The following is an 18,082-nucleotide window of genomic DNA, read 5'->3' as shown; positions in this document are numbered from 1 at the left end:
CGTCAACAGGCCCCTAGGTTACCGTAGACTGCCTGCCTTTGGAGAAGGAAACACCACCCATGCTGGGCATCCACGATCTGGGCTTGTTCATCGTCTCCGGCCTGCTGCTGAACATCGCGCCGGGCCCGGACTCCGTCCTCATCATGGCGCGCAGCGCCACCCAGGGCTGGCGCGCCGGCTCGGCGGCGGCGCTGGGCATCGGCGCGGGCACCATCGTGCACATCCTGGCGGCGGCGCTGGGGCTCTCGGCCCTGCTCGCCACCTCGGCCACCGCTTTCGGCCTCATCAAGCTGCTGGGCGCGGCCTACCTGCTCTATGTGGGGGCCGGCATGCTGCTGGCGCGCGGCAAGCCGGCGGCTGCCGCCGAGGCGCCGCCGCCGACGGCCCTGCCTTACCGCAAGATCTTTGCCCAGGGCTTCTGGACCAATCTGCTGAACCCCAAGGTGGCGCTGTTCTTCCTCGCCTTCGTGCCGCAGTTCATCGCCCCGGACGCCGAGCACAAGGCGCTGGCCTTCATCGTGCTGGGTGCGATCTTCGATTTCAACGGCATGCTGTGGTGCCATTTCCTGGCCTGGAGCACCGCCATGGCGAGCCGGCGCGTGCGCCTGCCCGGCCGCTGGACGGCCTGGCTGAACCGCGCCATCGGCGCGATGTTCGTCGGCTTCGGCCTGAAGCTGGCGCTGGCCGAGCGCTGAAACAGGCAGGGCTCAGGGGCTGACCCAGTCGGGCGCCTGCTGCAGGCCATCCACCATGCCATGGTGGTGGCTGAGATAGAGCCGGCCCTTGAACCAGCGCTGCCAGTCGCTCGCCTTCAGGCGGTCCAGCACCGGGCCCTTGACCTCGCTGAGATCCAGGCGCACGCCCTGGCGCGCGAGCGTGTCGTGCAGCTCGCGCAGCGCCTCCAGGCCGCTGAAATCGATGCCGTTCACCGGCGACATCAGCAGCACCACCCGCCGGGCCTCGGGATGCTGGTCCAGATGGCCCTGCACCACGTCGCTGAGGTTGCGCACATTGGTGAACAGCAGGCTTTCGTCGATGCGCAGGCCCAGCACGCCGGGCTGGCACTCGACCTGGTAGCGGCCCACGTTGCGGTAATGCTCGGTGCCCGGCACGCGCCCGATCAACGCCACATGCGGGCGCGCGGTGCGCTGCAGCAGCAGGGCGATGGAGCCCAGCACGCCCAGGCCCAGCGCGCCGGTCACGCCCCAGCACAGCACCAGCAGGGTGACGCCCAGCATCAGCAGGCACTCGGGCCTGGCATAGCGCCAGGCCTGCGCATAGGGGCCCAGCTTGAGCCCCGAGAGCACCGCCACCATGATGGTGGCCGCCAGCACCGACTTGGGCAGCCAGGCCAGCGCGGGCGCCAGCAGCAGCATGGCCATGGCCATGAAGAAGGCCACCAGCACCCCGGCCACGCGGGTGCGCGCGCCGGCATCGCTCATCAGCACGCTGCGCGAGAAGCTCGCCGCCACCGGCATGCCGCCGCTCAGCGCGGCGGCCAGATTGGCGGCCGCCAGGCCCATCAGCTCGCGCCGCGGCGTGACGCGCTGGGCATGGCGCCGCGCCAGCGACTCCGCCACCACCAGGCTGCTGACATAGCCCACCAGGGCGATCACCGCCGCGCCCGGCAGCAGCGTCCACCAGAGTTCGGCCTGCAGCCGCGGCAGCGTGAACGGCAGGTGCAGGGGCGGCAGCTGGCCCACCAGGCTGACGCCATGGCCGAGCGCATCGCTGCGCCAGGCGAGCGCCATCATGCATAACAGCAGCAGCAGCGGCGCCAGCCGCGCCAGCACCGGGGTCAGGCCTTGCCGGGCCAGCACCAGCAGGGCCAGCGCGCCCAGGCCGAAGGCGGCGGTCGCGGGTTTGGCCGTCCAGCCGCTGGCGGCGGCGCTTTGCAGAATGGTCGGCAGGTCGAAGCCCTGGGCCGGGCTGCCCAGCAGCACCGGCAGCTGGCTGGCGGCAATCGTGAGGGTGGCGCCGGTCTCGAAGCCGTGCAGCACCGGCACGCTCAGCAGCGCGGCCAGGGCGTCCAGGCGCAGCGCCGCGGCCAGGGCCAGGATCAGGCCGATCTCGGCCGCCAGCACCAGGGCTGCCTCGCCGGGGCTCACGCCCGCGGGGGCCAGGCCCAGGGTCTGCGCAATCATCAGCGCCAGCACCGCCACCGGGCCCACCGCCAGAAAGGGGCTGGAACCCAGCGCGGCATAGAACAGCAGCGGCAGCAGGCTGGCATACAGGCCCACCTGGGCGGGCAGGCCGGCCAGCATGGCATAGGCCAGGCTTTGCGGAATCAGCAGCACGCTCACCACCAGCGCGGCGAGCAGATCGTCTTGCAGAAGGCGTTGTCGGTAGTCGCGCCAGCCGGACAGGTCAAAGTGCATTCAGGGGGATCTTCAAATAGCGTCTCCCATTGTCTTCCGGTTCGGGCAGGCGCCCACCTCGCACATTCACCTGCACCGCCGGCAGCAGCAGCTGCGGCATCTGCAGGCTGCGGTCGCGCGACTTGCGCATCGCCACGAAATCGTCCTCGCCGACGCCGCGGTGCAGGTGCACGTTGTGGGCCAGCTGGTCATCCACGGTGCTGACCCACATCGCCGGCCGGCTGGCGGGCGGGTAGTCGTGGCACAGATGCAGGCGCGTGTGGCCCGGCAGGGCCAGCAGGCGCTGCACCGAGCGGTACAGCGTGGCCGCATCGCCGCCCGGGAAATCGCAGCGCGCGCTGCCGTAGTCGGGCATGAAGAGGGTGTCGCCGATGAAGACCTCGTCGCCCACCTTGTAGCTCACGCAGGCCGGCGTGTGGCCGGGGGTGTGCAGCACCTCGAAGCTCAGCTCGCCGAGCTGGAAGCGCTCGCCGTCGGCGAACAGATGGTCGAAGGGCTGGCCATCGGTGGGGATGGCGGGGTCGTTGAAGAGCTTGCGAAAGACCTGCTGCACCGCGGTGATATGGGCGCCGATGCCGATGCGCCCGCCCAGACGCTGCTGCAGATAGGGCGCGGCCGAGAGGTGGTCGGCATGGCAATGGGTCTCCAGCAGCCAATCCACCGTCAGCCCCTCCTCGCGCACCCAGGCGGCGATCAGGTCGGCGCTCAGATGCGAGACGCGACCCGCCTTGGGGTCGTAGTCCAGCACGCTGTCGATGATGGCGGCGCGCCTGGTGACCGGGCAGTTCACCACATGGGTGATGGTGGCGGTGGCGGCGTCGTAGAAGCTGCGGATATGTGCGTCGGCCATGGCGGGATCCCCTGTTGCCGCTCCAGTGTAGGAAGGCGGTTCCCGGTGCCGCTTGTCGAATATCAATCGACCTTGGCGCCCGAGGCCTTCACCACCTTGGCCCATTTGGCGGTCTCGCTGGCGATCAGGGCGGCGAACTCGGCGCTCGTGTTGCCGCTGGCGATCGCGCCCTGCGAGGCCATGCGTTCCTTGATGGCCGGGTTGGCGAGCGACCTGGCCACCTCGCGCTGCAGCCGCGCCACCTGTTCGGCGGGCATGCTGACCGGCGCGAGCAGGCCGAACCAGGAGCTGGCCTCGTAGCCCTTCAGCACCGCGCCGCCGGCCTCCTCGACGGTGGGCAGCTCGGGCACCGCCTCGCTGCGCTGCGCGCTGGTGACGGCCAGCGCCTTGAGCTTGCCAGCCCTGATCTGCGGCAGCGCCGAGGGCAGGTTGTCGAACATCAGGTCGGTGTTGCCGGCCATCAGGTCCATCAGCGCCGGGCCGGAGCCGCGGTAGGGGAAGTGCAGCATGAAGCTGCCGGTCATGCTCTTGAACAGTTCGCCGGCCAGGTGGATGGAGGTGCCGTTGCCGCTGGACGCCATGTTCAGCTTGCCGGGGTTGGCGCGCGCCACCCGCACCAGATCGGCCACCGAACTGATGCCGTAATGCTGGGCGCGTGCCGGGTTCAGCACCAGCACATTGGGCACCGCCGCCACCAGGGTGACGGGCGAGAAGTCCTTCACCGGGTCGTAGGGCAGCTTGGGGTAGAGCGCCTGGTTGATCGCATGCGTGCCCACCGTGCCCATCAGCAGGGTATGGCCGTCGGTGGACTTGGCGACCTCGGCGGCGCCCAGGTTGCCGCCCGCGCCGGGCTTGTTCTCCACCACCACGGGCTGGCCCAGGGCCTTCTGCAGCTCGGGGGCGATGGCGCGTGCCAGCAGGTCGGTGGTGCCGCCGGGGGCGAAGGGCACGACGATGCGCAGCGGCCGGCTTGGCCAGGGCGCCTGTGCCAGCGACCAGGGGCTGATGCTCAGGGCGGCCAAGCCCAGCAGTTCACGGCGCTTGATGGTGCTCATGCGCACCAGTATGGGCGCAAGCCCGAGCGCCCCGCCCTGGGGCTTCCACTATTGGCCGAAGAACTGGCTCGAGTGCTGCCAGCGCGGCGGCCCCGCCACCTGCTGCAGGCTGACGCGCTCGGACGAGCAGGCGGCGTCGAAGTCGGCCTCGATCTGCAGCAGCGCGTCGCTGTCCTGCGCCAGCACGGTGACGATGCCGACCGCGCGGTTGCGGCCCTGGGCCTTGGCGGTGTAGAGCGCCATGTCGGCCCAGTTCACCGCCTGCTCCCAGTGCAACTTGAGCTTGGAGGGCGGCAGCGGGAAATGCGCATAGCCGATCGAGACGCTCACCTGCAGCGGGCCGCTCTCGACCTGCACCGGCGTGCTGCCCACGCCGAACAGGATGCGCTCGGCCAGCTGCGGCAGCTGGCTCTGCGGCACGCCGGGCGCGAACACCAGGAATTCCTCGCCGCCCCAGCGCACCACCAGGTCCTCGTTGCGCACCGCATGGGTGATGCGCCGCGCCACCTCGCAGATCACGATGTCGCCCGCGGCATGGCCATGCTGGTCGTTGACATGCTTGAAGTGGTCGATGTCGACCATCAGCAGGGCGCCCTCGAAGCGGTCGGCCTCCTGCTGGGCCATCACGCCCAGGAAGTGGCGCCGGTTCGCCAGCTCGGTGAGCGGGTCGCGCTCGCTCTGGGCGCGCAGCAGGGCCTGCTTGGCCTTGAGCTTGCGGTTGGCATCGCGCACGCGCAGCAGCATCCAGCCCACCAGCAGCATCGACAGGCCCAGCAGCACCGCCAGCGCCACGCCCACCTGGCTGGCGCGGTTGCGGTTGACGAGCTGCTGCTCCTTGATGGCGTTCTCGCGCGCCAGCAGCTGCAGGTCGCGCTGCTTGCCCTCGCTGTCGTACTTCAGGCGCAGCTGCTGCAGCGAGGCCTCGCGGTTGCGCGCCGCCACCTCGGCGCTGAGCTGGCGCTCCTCGTGGTAGAGGCGGATCGCCTCCTTGGCCTGGCCGGCGTCGGCATAGGCCTGACCCAGCTCGCGCAGCTCGGTGACGCGCTGGGCGCCGTCGGTCTGGCTCTGGCGCAGCACGTCCACGCGCGCGATCTCCTGGCGGGCGGCATCGAACTGCTTGAGCAGCACCAGCGCCACCGAGAGGTTGTGGCGCAGCGTGCGTTCCAAGCGCAGATCGCGGAAGCGCGTGATCACCGGCAGCGCCAGCCTGGCCATCGCCACCGCCTTGGCGGGCTCGCCCTGGTGCATATAGGAGTCGACCAGATTGCCCTGCACCTGCGCCACGTCGCGCGTGGCATCGGCCTCGGTGGCATAGCGCAAGGCCTCTTCCAGCAGCTTGAGCTGCACGGCGGGCTCGCGCCGGCGCGCCGCCAGCGCGGCCTCGTAGACCTTCACCCGCCCCATGGCCTGGGCGTCGCCCTGCGCGGTCTGCAGCGCCAGCGTGATGTGGCGGCGCACGCCGTCGGCCTGGTCCTGCAGCTGCTCGACCAGGGCCAGGTCGCCCAGGCTGATCACGCTCAGCAGGTTGTCGTGCCCGGCCTGGGCCAGCGCCAGCGCGAAGCTGTTGCTGTTGTTGGCGAAGGCCAGCTCGCCGCGATTGATCTGGTGGCGCTGCAGGATGCGCAGCGCCGCCCAGGTGGCGCGGAAATCGCAGCCGCCCCTGGCTACGCTCTCGGCCGGCTGGCTGCGCGAGCAGCCGCGCTCCAGGCCCTGCAGGCTTTGCTGCGCCAGCTCGGCGGCCAGGTCGCCCTGGGCACCACGCTCGGCGATCTCGGCGCGCAGCAGCTTGGCATGGTCTTCGGCGCGGCGCGCCAGTTTCTCGGCCAGCTCCTGGGCCTGGCGCACCTCGCCTGCGGCCAGCAGCAGGCGCGCGCGCGCCAGTTCAAACTGCCAATGGTCGGATTCGGCGCCGCCGCCATGCTTCTCCTTCTGCAGGCGCTCCAGCACCTGCAGGCCGGCCTCCGGATGGTTGAAGGCCAGGCGCGCCACCGGCGCCAGCCGGGCGTCGAGTTCGGCGTCGAAGGCCTGGGCCCGCGCCAGGCCGCAGCAGGCCAGCAAGGCCAGCAGGGCGGCCCCGGTGAAGCGGCCCCTCATGCGGCCTCCTCGGCCTGCGGCCCCTGCAGGCTGCAGAGCTGCACCCGGCCCTCGTGCCAGGCCGCCTCCATGCGGCCGGCGAGGTCCTGCAGGCTGTCTTCGTCGTCGGCTTCCATGCTCTCGATGCCATAGGCCCGGTTGCGGCCATGCGCCTTGGCCATGTACATGACGGTGTCCACCAGGTCGATGGCACGCTCCCAGTTGACCGCCAGGTTGTGCGGCGCGAGCGGGAAGCTGGCAAAGCCGATCGAGGCCGTCACCCCGATGGCCTGACCGCCATGTTGCACGGCCTGCTGGCCGATCTGGTCCAGCAGGCGCTGGGCCAGCAGGCGGGCATCGTCGGCGGCGCGCGAGGCCACCACGATGAGGAATTCCTCGCCGCCCCAGCGCACCACCAGGTCCTGCTCGCGCAGCGTGTGGCGCAGGCGCTGTGCCACCTCGATCAGCACCGAGTCGCCGGCCGCATGGCCGTGCACGTCGTTGACGCGCTTGAAGTGGTCGATGTCGATCAGGAACACCGTGCCCGAGAGCCGGCCCTGGTCGGCCAGGCGCTTGATGGCGGCCTGGAAATGGCGCCGGTTCGCCAGCCCGGTGAGCGGGTCACGCTCGCTCTGGATGCGCAGCGATTCGTTGGTGTTCTTGAGGGCCAGATTGGTCTTGCGCACGCGGCGGTAGGCCAGGCTCAGCAGCGCCGCCGAGACCAGCACGCAGCCGCCCAGCGCGCCCCACAGCTTGAGCTGCAGGTCGCGCGCAGTGATCTGCTCTTCCTTGAGGCTGTTGTCATGGTTGAGCAGGGCGATCTCCTTGGCGCGCTGCTCGTCGTCGTAGCGCGCCTGCGCTTCCAGCACGGCCTTGCGGTTCTCTTCGCGCAGCACCTGATCGGAGAGCCGGCGCGCCTGGTGATAGGCCTGGATCGCCCCGCCCAGATCGGCGGCGCGCTCCAGATAGCTGCCCAGCTCCAGCCAGCCGTCGGCGGCATAGGCGGTGGCCTCGCGCTGCTCGTCCATCGCAATCGCCTGCATGACCTCGCGCTTGCCCTCCTCCAGCCGGTGCAGGCCGATCTTGGCAATGCCGGCGTTGTGGCGCGCCAGCGTCTCGGCGGGCACGTCATGGGTCTGCCGGGCCAGCACCAGGCTCTCCTGCGCCATCTGCAAGGCCTTGGCATAGTTGCCGCGCCTGAGGTAGTAGTCGGCCGAGTTGCCGAGCGCCAGCGACACCAGCGTGTCGGACTTCATCTGGCGTGCCGCGGCGAGCGCCTGTGCGTGCGCTTCCAGGGCGACGCGGCCATCGCCCTGGTCGGCATAGACGATGAAGCGCGAGGTCTGCACCGCATTCAGCGTGGCCGGATCGGGATCCAGCTGGACATCGGCAAGCGCTTGGGCGACGGTGGCGGTGGCGCGCTCCTGCTGCTGTGCGCGGAAGTAGGCGAAAGACAGATTGGCCAGCGAGACGGCGCGGCGCCAGTGCGAGTCCATGCCCTCGGCCAGCTTGAGCGCCGCCAGCCCGCCGTTGATGGCCTCGTCCATCTCGCCGCGGTCGCCCATCACCTTGGACAGGCGCAGCTGGGCGCGCCACAGCAGGCCTGCCTCGACCGGGCCGGGCCGGTAGGCGGCCAGACCCGCGAGGGCCTGGCTGGCCGCGGCCAGCTCGCCGTTCTTGGAAAACTGGGTGGCGCGTGCGAGCTTGGCGGCCAGTTGCGCGGCCGGGCGCAGCGCCTCCTTGGGCCATTGCTCGAGCTCTTGCAGGATCTGGTCGAGCCCGGTACGGTCGCCCAGGTTGGCCAGCAGGGTCGCGCGCAGGCTGAGCGCCTCCAGGCGTTCGGCGCTGCCGGCCGGCAGTTGTTCCAGCAGGCTCTGCAGGGCCTCGGCGTCCTGCCTGGGCAGGGCGATATCGTGCCGCTCGATCTGTTCCAGCGCCGCCCAACTGGCGCTGCTGCCGCGCAGCTGGCCGATGGCACCGGGGGCGGAGGCCGATGGCGCCACCGGCGCGGCCGGCGGCTGGCAGGCCTGCAGGCCCAGCGCCAGGCCGAGGCTCAGCGCCAGACGCAGGCAGGCAGCGCCTACCGGTGTGGCACCGGGCGCGCGAGCTCCTGCGTCAGCCAAGAAAGCCTTGCTCATCCTCTGCCCTATCGACGCCCGGCACGACATCTTGAATGTCGCGGCCCTGGTCGCAGCCCCGGACCGTGCCCTACTGCCCAGATCCACCGCGCGCTCTCCTCTGCATGCCGGGCGCAGTGTAGTGAAGCGGCCGCGCGCGGCGCCTAGGGAAGTTCAGCATAGCCCGACACTTGGCCGGCGCAATCTGTGCAATTTGTCGTCAGATGGCGGGCTGCAGGTGGCGGAGCACGGCCCGGGCCACGGCGGCATCCTGCAGGATGCGCCGGTGCCCCAGGCCGTCGGTGAGCTGCAGCTGTGCGATTGGCAGCGCCTGATGCAGGGCCAGGGCCTGCTTGAGCGGGGCGGCACGGTCGTCGCGATCGTGCACCAGCAGGGTGGGCTGGCGCAGGTGGGCACCCAGCCAGGCGGGCTCGAAGGTCTCCAGGCCGGTGCCGCCCAGCTGCACCAGGCGGGCCCGCAGGCGCTGCAGCACCGTCTCGCGCAGGCCGAAGGCATGGCCGAACCAGCCGAGCACCTGGCGCGGCGGGGCCGAGCAGGCGATCAAGGCCAGGCGCTGCACCGGCAGGCCGCGCGCCGCGGCATGACTCAGCGCCAGCGCGCCGATGGAATGCGCCACCGCGCCCTGCAGGGGGCCGAAATGCTGCGCCGCGGCATGCAGGGTCTGGAGAAACTGCGGCATATGGGTGCGCCAGCCGGCGCTGTAGCCATGCGCGGGCATGTCCAGCAGGATCGGGTCCATGCCGCCCAGCCAGAGCTGCTCGGCCAGCGCACGCATCTGGCCGGCGCCACCGCCCCAGCCATGCACCAGCAGCACGCGCGGCCTGGCCGGCGCGGCGGCGGCCTCGGCATGGCGCCAGGCGCACAGGCGCTGGCCCATCAACTCCCAGGGCTGGGCCGCCCAGGGCGCGGGCAGGGGCTTGCGCTGCCCCCATTTGAGCGGCAGCGGCGTGCTGAACAGGCCGAAGGCCAGGCGTGCGCTGAGCCCGGGCGCCGGCCCCTGCAGCAGGCCCAGGCCCGCGCGCAGCAGGCGCAGGCTCAGGCCCCCGGCATAGAACAGGCTGGCGGGATTGGATTTGACGCGCGTGTTCATGGGCTCGCCTCAGCCGGGAAAGAAGGGCGAGAAATCGCGATTGCTGCGCGGGATGCCGCGCCACAGCTGGCGCCAGGCGCGCAGCAGGCGCCACAGCGCCATGACGATGAAGAACAGGATCGCTAGCAGGCTCAGCATGGCAGGCTCCTTGGCGTGGTGAAGGCATTGCGCACGACCGTGCGAAATGTGGGAAAGGAAAAATGCGTAGTGGATCGCATGATCTCAGGACTTGTAGTGCTGGATGAGGCGCTGGTAGCTGGCCCAGCCGCGCGACTCGGCCTCGGGGTTGCGCAGGAAACGGGCCTCGCGCATCAGGGCGGTGAACAGCCCGTCGAGCTCGAACACCAGCTGTTCCAGATCGGCATCGGCACGCAGATGGCCGGCCTCCTGGGCCTGCAGCACGCTGCGCCGCAGCGCCTGGCGCCAGCGGCTCACGCCGGCCAGCAGCAGCTCGCGCAAGGGGCCGTCGCGGTCGTCGAACTCGAAGGCACCGGCCACATAGAGGCAGGCGCCGCGTGAGCCGGTGCGGGTGGCGCGCGCCAGCCAGGCACGCATGATGGCGTCCAGGCGCGGCAGGCCGCGCGGCTCGCGCAGGGCGGGCAGCAGGATGTCCTGCTGGAAGCGCCGGTCGAACTCGTCCAGCACCGCCTTCTGCAAGCCCTCGCGCGAGCCGATGCGCGAGAACACCCCGCTCTTGGAGAGATTCAGGCGCTTCGCCACCTCGCCGATGCTGAGGCTGTCGAGGCCATCCAGCGCGGCCATCTCCAGCGCCATGTCGACGATGGCACTCTGGGTCAGCTCGCTGCGTTCGGTCTTGGCTTCCATGATAGATCGTAATTTAGCACGACCGTGCGAACAAATTCAAGCCGATTCCGCTTGCGGCGCTCGTTTTGTATACGTACTATTCATTCAATTGATAAATATTCAAATTAATGGATAGCAAATGAAGATATCCAAGTCACAGCAGGACAAGAACCAGCGCCTGATCCTGGCCGCCGCGGTGGAGCTGATGAGCCGCCAGGGCTATGAGGCCACCAGCATGAAGCAGATCGCGCGCGCCGCCGGCCTGGGCGACGCCACCATCTACAAATACTTCCCAAGCAAGGAGAAGCTGGTGCTGGGCTATTACGAGTTGGCGGTGGCCGAGGCGGTGGCGCAGACGCTCAAGACCAAGGGCCTGGCCGGCTACCGCCTGCAGGAGCGCCTGCAGCGTCTGGTGGATGCGGTGCTGGAGCGGCTGCTGCCGGACCGCGAGTTCGTGGCCCTGACCCGGCAGCTGGCGCGCCAGTCGCCGCTGCTGCTGATGGGTGACGCCCTGCCCGGCAAGCCGCTGCTGAAGGCCACGGTGGGCGAGTTCCTGACCCAGGCCGAGGCCGCCGGCGAGATCGCCGCCTGCGATTTCAAGGGCCTGCTGGCCGGCCTGTTCGCTGACTATGTGTTCGGCCTCGTCGTCTACTGGCTGCAGGACGAGAGCGAGGAGTTCTCCGACACCACCCAGCTGACCGACCTGAGTCTCGCCCTGCTGGTGCTGACGCTGCAGAGCGGGCTCATCAACAAGGCCAGCGAGTTGCTCGGCTTTGTGCTGCGCAACCAGCTGGCGCGCCTGCTGCAGGGCAATGCCGGCGGGCTGCTGGAGCTGCTCAAGCTGGCCCGGCGCGGCCTGGGCGCGCAGACGGAGCCGCGCTCATGACGAGCTTGCAAAAGATCCCGGTGCCGGCGGCCAGCGTGCTGGCGGCCAGCCTGCACGACGCCGACTTTGCCGACTGCTATCTGCTGCCCGATCCGCAACCGGCGCGCAGCGTGTTCCAGAGCTATCTGGAACTCGCGGCGCTCACACCCAGCTGGATGAGTGCCTTGATGGCGATGCGCAACCGCGTGGTGCGCCTGGTGGGGCTCAAGCATCTGGGCAGCCTGCCGCCCCAGGATGGCGGCAAGCCGGCCGCGGCCTACCGCATTGGCGAGCGCGTCGGCATCTTCACGCTCGAGCAGCTGCATGCCGACGAGGTGGTGGTGGGCGACAACGACAAGCACCTGCATGTGCGCCTCTCGCTGCTGCGCCAGCGCCAGCCCGACGGCAGCACGCGCCTGGCGCTCAGCACCGTGGTGCACGAGCACAACCGCCTGGGACGCATCTATATGTGGGTGGTTGGGCCGGCGCACAGCCTGATCGTGCCGCTGATGCTCAAGCAGGTGATGCGTGCCCAGCGGCGCTGAGGAGCGGCCGCCGCGCCGCGGCCGGCTGGCGCGCGGCGCGATCGCCGGCGGCGCGCTGGCACGCGTGGGCGTGGCGCGCCTGGCCCACAAGGCGCAAGACCTGACCCTCACCGAGCCCGATCGCCGCGAACGCGCCAGCGCGCGCGAGGCCGAGCTGGGCCGCATCCTGTTTGCCGCGCTCAACCAGCTCAAGGGCGTGGCGCTGAAGGCGGCGCAGCTGCTCAGCAGCGAGGCCAGCCTCTTGCCCGAGGCCTTGCGCGCCCAGCTGGCGCGCGCCTGCTACCAGGCCACGCCGATGAACCAGGCCCTGGTGGCCAAGCGCATGCGCCTGGCGCTGGGGCCCGACTGGGAGCAGCGCTTCGCCGATTTCGAGCCGCAGGCCTTCGCGGCCGCCAGCCTCGGCCAGGTGCATCGCGCGCGCCTGCACGATGGCCGTGCCGTGGCCCTGAAGCTGCAGTACCCCGGCATTGCCGCGACGGTGAAGAGCGATATGCGGCTCCTGCGCAGCCTGCTGGGCGGCCTGGCCTGGGGCGGCGCGGCGCTGCCGGACGAGGCGCTGCTGGCGCGCGTGCTGGACGACATCGAGGCCACCCTGATGGCCGAGCTGGACTATGCGCAGGAGGCGCAGGCCCTGGCATGGTTCCGCGCCGAGTTGCAGCTGCCCGGCCTGGTGATTCCCGAGCCGCTGCTGGAGCAGGGTACGGCCCAGCTGCTGTGCATGCAGGCGCTGGACGGCCTGCATCTGCAGGCATGGCTGGCGCGTGGCCCCACGCAGGCCGAGCGCGATCAGGCCGGCCAGCTGATCTTCGACAGCTTCCTAGCGATGATGTTCCGGCTGCGCCGCCTGCACGCCGATCCGCACAGCGGCAACTACCTCTTCATGACCGAGGGGCGGCTGGGGCTGCTGGACTTCGGCTGCACGCGCACGCTCGCGCCGGCCTTTTGCGAGACGCTGGCAAGCGCCTGGTCGGCCGGGTTGCGCGGCGACCGCGCGGCGCTGCGCCGGGCCTATCTGGATCTGGGTCTGATCGCGCCGGGCTTGGACCAGGCGGCCTTCGATGCCGAGCTCTACCCGGCCCTGGCCGAACTGCTGGACTGGCAGCTCGAGCCCTTCCGGCACGAGCATTTCGACTTCGGCCAGCGTCACCCCATGCCACGCATGCAGAGCGAGCAGCACCGCCGGGCCTTGGCGCATCTGCAAGGCATGCCCGCCGAGCTGCCCTATGTCGATCGCGCCTACCTGGGCCTGAACCAAATGCTCAAGCAGCTGGGCGCGCGGGTGCGTACCTGCAATCCATTCATTCAATCCGGAGCTGATGTATGCAAGAAGTCCTGAGGAACAAGCGCAGCTGGATCGGCCATTGGCTGATGGCCGTGGCGGCCCTGCACACCGCGTTTGCGGCCCTGGCATTCGGCAAGGTCTACACCGGCGTGTGGCAGCGCGGCCTTTTCAACAGCGTGGGCGGCGACCCACTCACGGCCGCGGCCGTGTGGTTCCTGCTGTTCGGGGCGCCGCTGGCACTGCTGGCCCTGGCCATCACGCCGCTGGAGCGCAACGGTGATGCGTCGACGCTGCGGCGCCTGGGTGGGGGGCTGTTGGCCACGGCCCTGCTGGGCATCTGCCTGATGCCGGCCTCGGGTTTCTGGCTGGCCTTGCCGCCGGCGCTGGTGATGCTGCGCGGCTCCTCCAAATCGTCCTGAGGTGGCCGGGGCCATGGGCGCCAACCCTATTGGCGTCTACCCGCATCCCCCCGTGAAACAGGGTGTAGTCGAGCTTGTCAGTGCCGTGACCCAGGTCATAGCATGAAGCCCTTCATGGCCCGGACCCTGCGAGTCCGGAGCCCCCGCTCCAATCATCGTCTTCTCCTCAGGAATCGCTGTATGCAACACGCCCCCCGCTTCGCCCAGGCCCCGCTGGCCATCGCCGCCCTGCTGCTTGCCGCCGCCGCCGCTCAGGCCGCGCCCGCCGACACCAGCCGCGTGATCGTGATGTTCAAGCCCGGCGCGGTGGCGGCCGGCAAGGCGGCCGTGGCCGCGGCGCGTGGCCAGATCAAGCATGAGATCCATGGCATGGACGCGATCGCGATCGAAGTGCCGACGCAGGCGATCAAGGGCCTCGAGCACAACCCCAATGTCGAGTACATCGAAGAGGACGTGAAGCGCTACCCGCTGGGCGGCACCAGCCCCTCCACCGGCAGCCCTTATGCCACCGGCCAGCTGGTGCCCTACGGCATCAAGATGGTGCAGGCCGATCAGCTGCCCGACACCTATGCGGCGAACCGCAAGATCTGCATCATCGACTCGGGCTATTCGCGTGGCCATGAGGATCTGGACGCCAGCGCCAACATCACCGGCGAGTACGACAGCGGCACCGGCAACTGGTACACCGACGAGAACCACCACGGCACCCATGTGGCCGGCACGATCTCGGCGCTCAACAACAGCGGCGTGGGCGTGGTGGGCGTGAATGCCAACGGCCGCATCAAGCTGCACATCGTCAAGGTCTTCGGCGCCGACGGCTGGGCCTATTCGTCCACGCTGGCCTCGGCGGCCAACAAGTGCGGCACCGCGGGCGCGAACGTGATCAGCATGTCGCTGGGTGGCAGCCGTCTGAACAAGACCGAGGACAAGGCCTTCAGCACGCTGGCATCCAAGGGCGTGCTGTCGATCGCGGCCGCCGGCAACGATGGCACCACCGCCAAGTCCTACCCGGCCGGCTATGCCAGCGTGATGTCGGTGGCGGCGCTTGACGAGAACAAGCAGTGGGCCAGCTTCTCCCAGTACAACAGCAAGGTCGAGATCGCAGCCCCGGGTGTCAACGTGCTGTCCACCGTGCCGATGGGCGCGGGCTCGGCCTCCAGCCTGAGCGTGGGCGCCAGCACCTACACCCCCGGCGGCATGGACGGCTCGCCCAAGACCTCGGCGAGCGCGCCGCTGGCCGACTTCGGCCTGGGCGACGTGGTCAATGCCGCGATGGCCGGCAAGGTCTGCCTGATCGCGCGCGGCACCATTGACTTCGCCACCAAGGTCAGCAACTGCCAGAGCAGCGGCGGCGTGGGCGCGGTGGTCTACAACAATGTGGCCGGCGGCTTTGGCGGCACGCTGGGCACCACCGTCACCAACATCCCCTCGGTGACCGCCTCCGACACCGAGGGCGCGGCCATGAAGCTGCAGCTGGGCCAGACCGCCAACCTGAGCGTCACGCCCACCAACTACGCCTTCTACGACGGCACCTCGATGGCCACGCCCCATGTGTCGGCGGTGGCGGCGCTGGTGTGGAGCTACTTCCCGAACTGCACGGCCGCCCAGATGCGCACCTCGCTGGACAACAGCGCCGAGGATCTGGGCACCGCTGGCCGCGACGTCAAGTACGGCTACGGCCTGGTGCGTGCCAAGGCCGCCTACGACCGCATCGCCGCGCTGGGCTGCGGCAAGTAAGCCAATCTGCAGGCAGGCAGGCGCGCAAGCGCCCTGCCAAATGCAAAGGCGGCCCGTGAGGGCCGCCTTTTTGCTTCTCTTTCTGCTCTTGCTCAGGCCGCGGCAGCTACTGCGTGCCCACCCTGGTAGCCCCTGGGCACGGCGCCGAGCAGGCGGCGCGTGTACTCCTGCTTGGGTGCGGCCAGCAGGCTCTGGGTCTCGCTCTGCTCGACCACATCGCCGTTCTGCATCACCAGCACCTCGTCGGAGATGAACTTCACCACCGCCAGGTCGTGGCTGATGAAGATGTAGGACAGGCCGAACTCATCCTGCAGATCCTTCAAGAGGTTCAGCACCTGGGCCTGCACCGAGACGTCCAGCGCCGAGACCGATTCGTCCAGCACCAGCACCTCGGGGTTGAGCGTCAGGCAGCGCGCGATCGCGATGCGCTGGCGCTGGCCGCCGGAGAACTCGTGCGGGTATTTGTTGAGCGCGCTGTCGTCCAGGCCGACCTTCTTCAGCAGGGCGCTGGCGGTGGCCAGGCGTTCCTGGTGGCTGGCGCCGATGCCATGGATCTCCATCGGTTCGACCAAGGTCTGGCCGATGGTGAAGCGCGGGTTCAGCGAGGCATAGGGGTTCTGGAACACCACCTGGATGCGGCGGCGCATCTTCTGCCAGTCGGTCGGGCCCATCTTGAGCAGATCCTTGCCCTCGAACAGCACCTCGCCGCCGCTGGGCTCGTGCAGACGCAGCAGCGTCAGGCCCATGGTGGTCTTGCCCGAGCCCGACTCGCCCACCACGCCCAGGGTGTAGCCCTTGCGCAGCTTGAAGTTCACGTCCTTGACGGCCTGGAATTCCTTCTTGCCGAACAGGCCCTGCTTGAAGAAGAAGCTCTTCTTCAGGCCGCGCGCCTCCAGGATCACCGGCGCGTCCGGGTCCTTGGCCTTGCCCGCGCCCTCGTGCACGCTGCGGCCGGCGATGTGGTCGTCGATCACCATCAGGCGCGCCGGGTTCTCGGTGAGTGACGGGCGGCAGGCCAGCAGGGCCTTGGTGTAGGCATCCTGCGGGTTATGGAAGATCTCGGCCACCGGGGCCTTCTCGCGGATCTCGCCATGGCGCATCACCACCACCTGGTCGGAGATCTCGCCCACCACGCCCAGGTCATGCGAGATGAACAGCATGCTCATCTTGTGCGTGTCCTTGAGCCTGGCCATCAGCTCCATCACCTGGCGCTGGATGGTCACGTCCAGCGCGGTGGTCGGCTCGTCGGCGATCAGCAGCTTGGGTGAACAGGCCAGCGCCACCGCGATCATCACGCGCTGCTGCTGGCCGCCCGACATCTCGTGCGGATAGCTGCTCAGGCGGCGCTTGGGTTCGGGAATGCCGACCTCGTTGAGCAGCTCCTCGGCACGCGTGAGCGCCTGCCGGCGGCTCATGCCCATGTGCTTCATCAGCGGCTCCATGATCTGGTCGGCCACGGTGAACACCGGGTTCAGCGAGGTCATCGGATCCTGGAACACGCAGGCGATGTCGCGCCCGCGTATGCCCTGCAGCTCGGGCAGCGAGGTCTTGAGCAGGTCCTTGCCCTGGAACAGGATCTTGCCCTCGCGCTCGGCGTTGTCGGGCAGCAGGTTGAGGATGGACATGGCGGTGACGCTCTTGCCCGAGCCCGACTCGCCCACCAGGGCCACCGTCGAGTTCTCGGGAATGTCGAAGCTCACGCCCTTGACGGCCAGCGCACGCTGCATCTGGCCCTGCACCTTGCCCATGCGGAAGGCGACTTTGAGGTCTTGAATACTCAGCAGCATTTTGTTTCGCTCACTCCAGGCCGCGCAGCTTCGGATCGAGCGCGTCGCGCAAGGCATCCGTGAACAGGGCAAAGGCGGTCACGAACACGGCCATGAAGCCGGTCACCGCCACCAGTTGCCACCAATAGCCCAGGATCAGCTCGCTCTGCGATTCGCTCAGCATGGTGCCCCAGGAAACCTGGTCCACGCCCACGCCCAGGCCCAGATAGGACAGGATCACCTCGCTCTTGATGAAGCTCACCACATGCAGCGAGAGCTGCACCAGGGCCACATGCGAGACATTCGGCAGGATGTGCTTGAACATGCGCGACATGCGGCTCGCGCCGATCGCCTCGGCCGAGCGCACGTATTCGCGCACCGAATGCTTCATGAACTCGGCGCGGATCAGGCGGTAGATGCCGGTCCAGCCGGTCAGGCCCAGGATCAGCACCACCGAGAGCACGCCGCGGCCGAAGATGGCCGCGAAGGCGAACACCAGCAGGATGTAGGGAATCGCGTTGAAGACGTTGTAGACCCACTCCAGGAAGTCGCCCACCTTGCCGCCGAAGAAGCCCGACACCGCGCCCAGCACCGTGCCGATCAGGGTGGCCACCACGGCCGCCAGCACGCCCACCAGGATCGAGACCTCGGCGCCCTTGACGGCCTTGCTGAGCACGTCGCGGCCCAGGCGGTCGGCGCCGAAGGGCAGGGTCTCGGCCTTCACCGTGGCCTCGGTCTTGTAGGCCTTGGCGCGCTCGTCCCATTCCTTGTACTTGGGCGCCAGCGGGTCGATGTCGCTGAGGTCCACGTTGGGGCCCTTGGGCTGGGCGATCACGCCGGTGGCCTCGGCCGGGGCCGGGCCCATGAAGTTGGGCTGGGCGTTGGGCACGCCCACCTCCTTCTGCCAGTCCTTGGCTACCAGGCCGCTGCCCGAGAGCGCCACCAGCACCAGGAAGAAGGCCACGATGGCCATGCAGAACATGCCCAGCTTGTTGGTACGCAGGCGGCGCCAGGAGGCGGCCCACACGCCTTGCGAACGCTGCGAGCCAGTGCCCGCGACAGGGGTATTCAACACGGCAC

16 protein-coding genes are annotated in these 18,082 nt (G+C 69.4%); 6 read left to right on the top strand and 10 right to left on the bottom strand.

The features are described from left to right. Window positions 1-59 precede the first annotated feature (59 nt). Window positions 60-695, top strand: a complete 636-nt coding sequence (locus tag AC3WQY_RS03980; RefSeq protein WP_492705980.1) for a LysE family translocator — start codon at window positions 60-62, stop codon at window positions 693-695. 12 nt (window positions 696-707) lie between these two features. On the opposite strand, the gene AC3WQY_RS03975 is transcribed toward AC3WQY_RS03980, so the two are convergent. The 8 genes from AC3WQY_RS03975 to AC3WQY_RS03940 form a co-directional block, all read right to left on the bottom strand. Next, window positions 708-2,378, bottom strand: a complete 1,671-nt coding sequence (locus tag AC3WQY_RS03975) for a SulP family inorganic anion transporter (protein WP_492705977.1) — start codon at window positions 2,376-2,378, stop codon at window positions 708-710. Beyond that, window positions 2,368-3,228, bottom strand: a complete 861-nt coding sequence (locus AC3WQY_RS03970; RefSeq protein WP_492705975.1) for an MBL fold metallo-hydrolase — start codon at window positions 3,226-3,228, stop codon at window positions 2,368-2,370. The genes AC3WQY_RS03975 and AC3WQY_RS03970 overlap by 11 nt, the downstream gene beginning before the upstream one ends. Window positions 3,229-3,290: 62 nt before the next feature. Next, window positions 3,291-4,283, bottom strand: a complete 993-nt coding sequence (locus tag AC3WQY_RS03965) for a Bug family tripartite tricarboxylate transporter substrate binding protein (RefSeq protein ID WP_492705973.1) — start codon at window positions 4,281-4,283, stop codon at window positions 3,291-3,293. 48 nt (window positions 4,284-4,331) lie between these two features. Then, window positions 4,332-6,377: a tetratricopeptide repeat-containing diguanylate cyclase gene (locus AC3WQY_RS03960; RefSeq protein WP_492705971.1), complete on the bottom strand. Its 2,046-nt coding sequence runs from the start codon at window positions 6,375-6,377 to the stop codon at window positions 4,332-4,334. Then, window positions 6,374-8,479 carry a GGDEF domain-containing protein gene (locus AC3WQY_RS03955; protein WP_492705969.1) on the bottom strand — a complete coding sequence of 702 codons (2,106 nt, stop codon included), beginning with the start codon at window positions 8,477-8,479 and terminating at the stop codon, window positions 6,374-6,376. Before AC3WQY_RS03955 ends, AC3WQY_RS03960 begins: the two co-directional genes overlap by 4 nt. A gap of 214 nt (window positions 8,480-8,693) precedes the next feature. Continuing rightward, a complete protein-coding gene (locus AC3WQY_RS03950; protein WP_492705967.1) occupies window positions 8,694-9,584 on the bottom strand; it encodes an alpha/beta fold hydrolase in 891 nt (296 codons plus the stop codon). A 9-nt stretch (window positions 9,585-9,593) separates the two neighbouring features. Next, entirely contained in the window at window positions 9,594-9,722 is a 129-nt protein-coding gene (locus AC3WQY_RS03945) for a hypothetical protein (protein ID WP_285234339.1), read from the bottom strand. Window positions 9,723-9,806: 84 nt separating this feature from the next. Further along, window positions 9,807-10,409, bottom strand: a complete 603-nt coding sequence (locus AC3WQY_RS03940) for a TetR/AcrR family transcriptional regulator (RefSeq protein WP_492705965.1) — start codon at window positions 10,407-10,409, stop codon at window positions 9,807-9,809. Window positions 10,410-10,527: 118 nt separating this feature from the next. Between AC3WQY_RS03940 and AC3WQY_RS03935 the strand changes: the two genes are divergently transcribed. The 5 genes from AC3WQY_RS03935 to AC3WQY_RS03915 all read left to right on the top strand — a co-directional run bounded on the left by AC3WQY_RS03935 (window position 10,528) and on the right by AC3WQY_RS03915 (window position 15,236). After that, window positions 10,528-11,274 carry a TetR/AcrR family transcriptional regulator gene (locus AC3WQY_RS03935; protein ID WP_492705963.1) on the top strand — a complete coding sequence of 249 codons (747 nt, stop codon included), beginning with the start codon at window positions 10,528-10,530 and terminating at the stop codon, window positions 11,272-11,274. Beyond that, entirely contained in the window at window positions 11,271-11,798 is a 528-nt protein-coding gene (locus tag AC3WQY_RS03930; RefSeq protein ID WP_492705961.1) for a DUF2867 domain-containing protein, read from the top strand. The genes AC3WQY_RS03935 and AC3WQY_RS03930 overlap by 4 nt, the downstream gene beginning before the upstream one ends. Beyond that, on the top strand, window positions 11,782-13,134 hold the full coding sequence (locus AC3WQY_RS03925; protein ID WP_492705959.1) for an ABC1 kinase family protein: 1,353 nt from the start codon (window positions 11,782-11,784) through the stop codon (window positions 13,132-13,134). The genes AC3WQY_RS03930 and AC3WQY_RS03925 overlap by 17 nt, the downstream gene beginning before the upstream one ends. Beyond that, window positions 13,119-13,499, top strand: a complete 381-nt coding sequence (locus AC3WQY_RS03920) for a DUF6463 family protein (protein ID WP_492705957.1) — start codon at window positions 13,119-13,121, stop codon at window positions 13,497-13,499. The genes AC3WQY_RS03925 and AC3WQY_RS03920 overlap by 16 nt, the downstream gene beginning before the upstream one ends. 180 nt (window positions 13,500-13,679) lie before the next feature. Beyond that, on the top strand, window positions 13,680-15,236 hold the full coding sequence (locus AC3WQY_RS03915) for a S8 family serine peptidase (RefSeq protein ID WP_492705955.1): 1,557 nt from the start codon (window positions 13,680-13,682) through the stop codon (window positions 15,234-15,236). 92 nt (window positions 15,237-15,328) lie between these two features. On the opposite strand, the gene AC3WQY_RS03910 is transcribed toward AC3WQY_RS03915, so the two are convergent. Both AC3WQY_RS03910 and AC3WQY_RS03905 read right to left on the bottom strand, forming a co-directional pair. Next, the gene (locus AC3WQY_RS03910) at window positions 15,329-17,023 is read right to left on the bottom strand and encodes an ABC transporter ATP-binding protein (protein ID WP_492705953.1); all 1,695 of its coding nucleotides are present in this window, start codon (window positions 17,021-17,023) and stop codon (window positions 15,329-15,331) included. Window positions 17,024-17,033: 10 nt separating this feature from the next. Next, window positions 17,034-18,074: an ABC transporter permease gene (locus AC3WQY_RS03905; RefSeq protein WP_425334672.1), complete on the bottom strand. Its 1,041-nt coding sequence runs from the start codon at window positions 18,072-18,074 to the stop codon at window positions 17,034-17,036. Between the last annotated feature and the right edge of the window lie 8 nt (window positions 18,075-18,082).

The organism is Roseateles sp. FW301-B2 (assembly GCF_058788955.1).
The sequence above is the reverse complement of the archived record's forward strand: the minus strand, read 5'-3'. Positions and strand labels throughout refer to the sequence as shown.

What these genes read in the sequence shown, in the direction of transcription:
- AC3WQY_RS03980 (WP_492705980.1), top strand. Translation starts at nt 60, where the DNA reads ATGCTGGGCATCCACGATCTGGGCTTGTTCATCGTCTCCGGCCTGCTG.
- AC3WQY_RS03975 (WP_492705977.1), bottom strand. Translation starts at nt 2,378, where the DNA reads ATGCACTTTGACCTGTCCGGCTGGCGCGACTACCGACAACGCCTTCTG.
- AC3WQY_RS03970 (WP_492705975.1), bottom strand. Translation starts at nt 3,228, where the DNA reads ATGGCCGACGCACATATCCGCAGCTTCTACGACGCCGCCACCGCCACC.
- AC3WQY_RS03965 (WP_492705973.1), bottom strand. Translation starts at nt 4,283, where the DNA reads ATGAGCACCATCAAGCGCCGTGAACTGCTGGGCTTGGCCGCCCTGAGC.
- AC3WQY_RS03960 (WP_492705971.1), bottom strand. Translation starts at nt 6,377, where the DNA reads ATGAGGGGCCGCTTCACCGGGGCCGCCCTGCTGGCCTTGCTGGCCTGC.
- AC3WQY_RS03950 (WP_492705967.1), bottom strand. Translation starts at nt 9,584, where the DNA reads ATGAACACGCGCGTCAAATCCAATCCCGCCAGCCTGTTCTATGCCGGG.
- AC3WQY_RS03945 (WP_285234339.1), bottom strand. Translation starts at nt 9,722, where the DNA reads ATGCTGAGCCTGCTAGCGATCCTGTTCTTCATCGTCATGGCGCTGTGG.
- AC3WQY_RS03940 (WP_492705965.1), bottom strand. Translation starts at nt 10,409, where the DNA reads ATGGAAGCCAAGACCGAACGCAGCGAGCTGACCCAGAGTGCCATCGTC.
- AC3WQY_RS03935 (WP_492705963.1), top strand. Translation starts at nt 10,528, where the DNA reads ATGAAGATATCCAAGTCACAGCAGGACAAGAACCAGCGCCTGATCCTG.
- AC3WQY_RS03930 (WP_492705961.1), top strand. Translation starts at nt 11,271, where the DNA reads ATGACGAGCTTGCAAAAGATCCCGGTGCCGGCGGCCAGCGTGCTGGCG.
- AC3WQY_RS03920 (WP_492705957.1), top strand. Translation starts at nt 13,119, where the DNA reads ATGCAAGAAGTCCTGAGGAACAAGCGCAGCTGGATCGGCCATTGGCTG.
- AC3WQY_RS03915 (WP_492705955.1), top strand. Translation starts at nt 13,680, where the DNA reads ATGCAACACGCCCCCCGCTTCGCCCAGGCCCCGCTGGCCATCGCCGCC.
- AC3WQY_RS03910 (WP_492705953.1), bottom strand. Translation starts at nt 17,023, where the DNA reads ATGCTGCTGAGTATTCAAGACCTCAAAGTCGCCTTCCGCATGGGCAAG.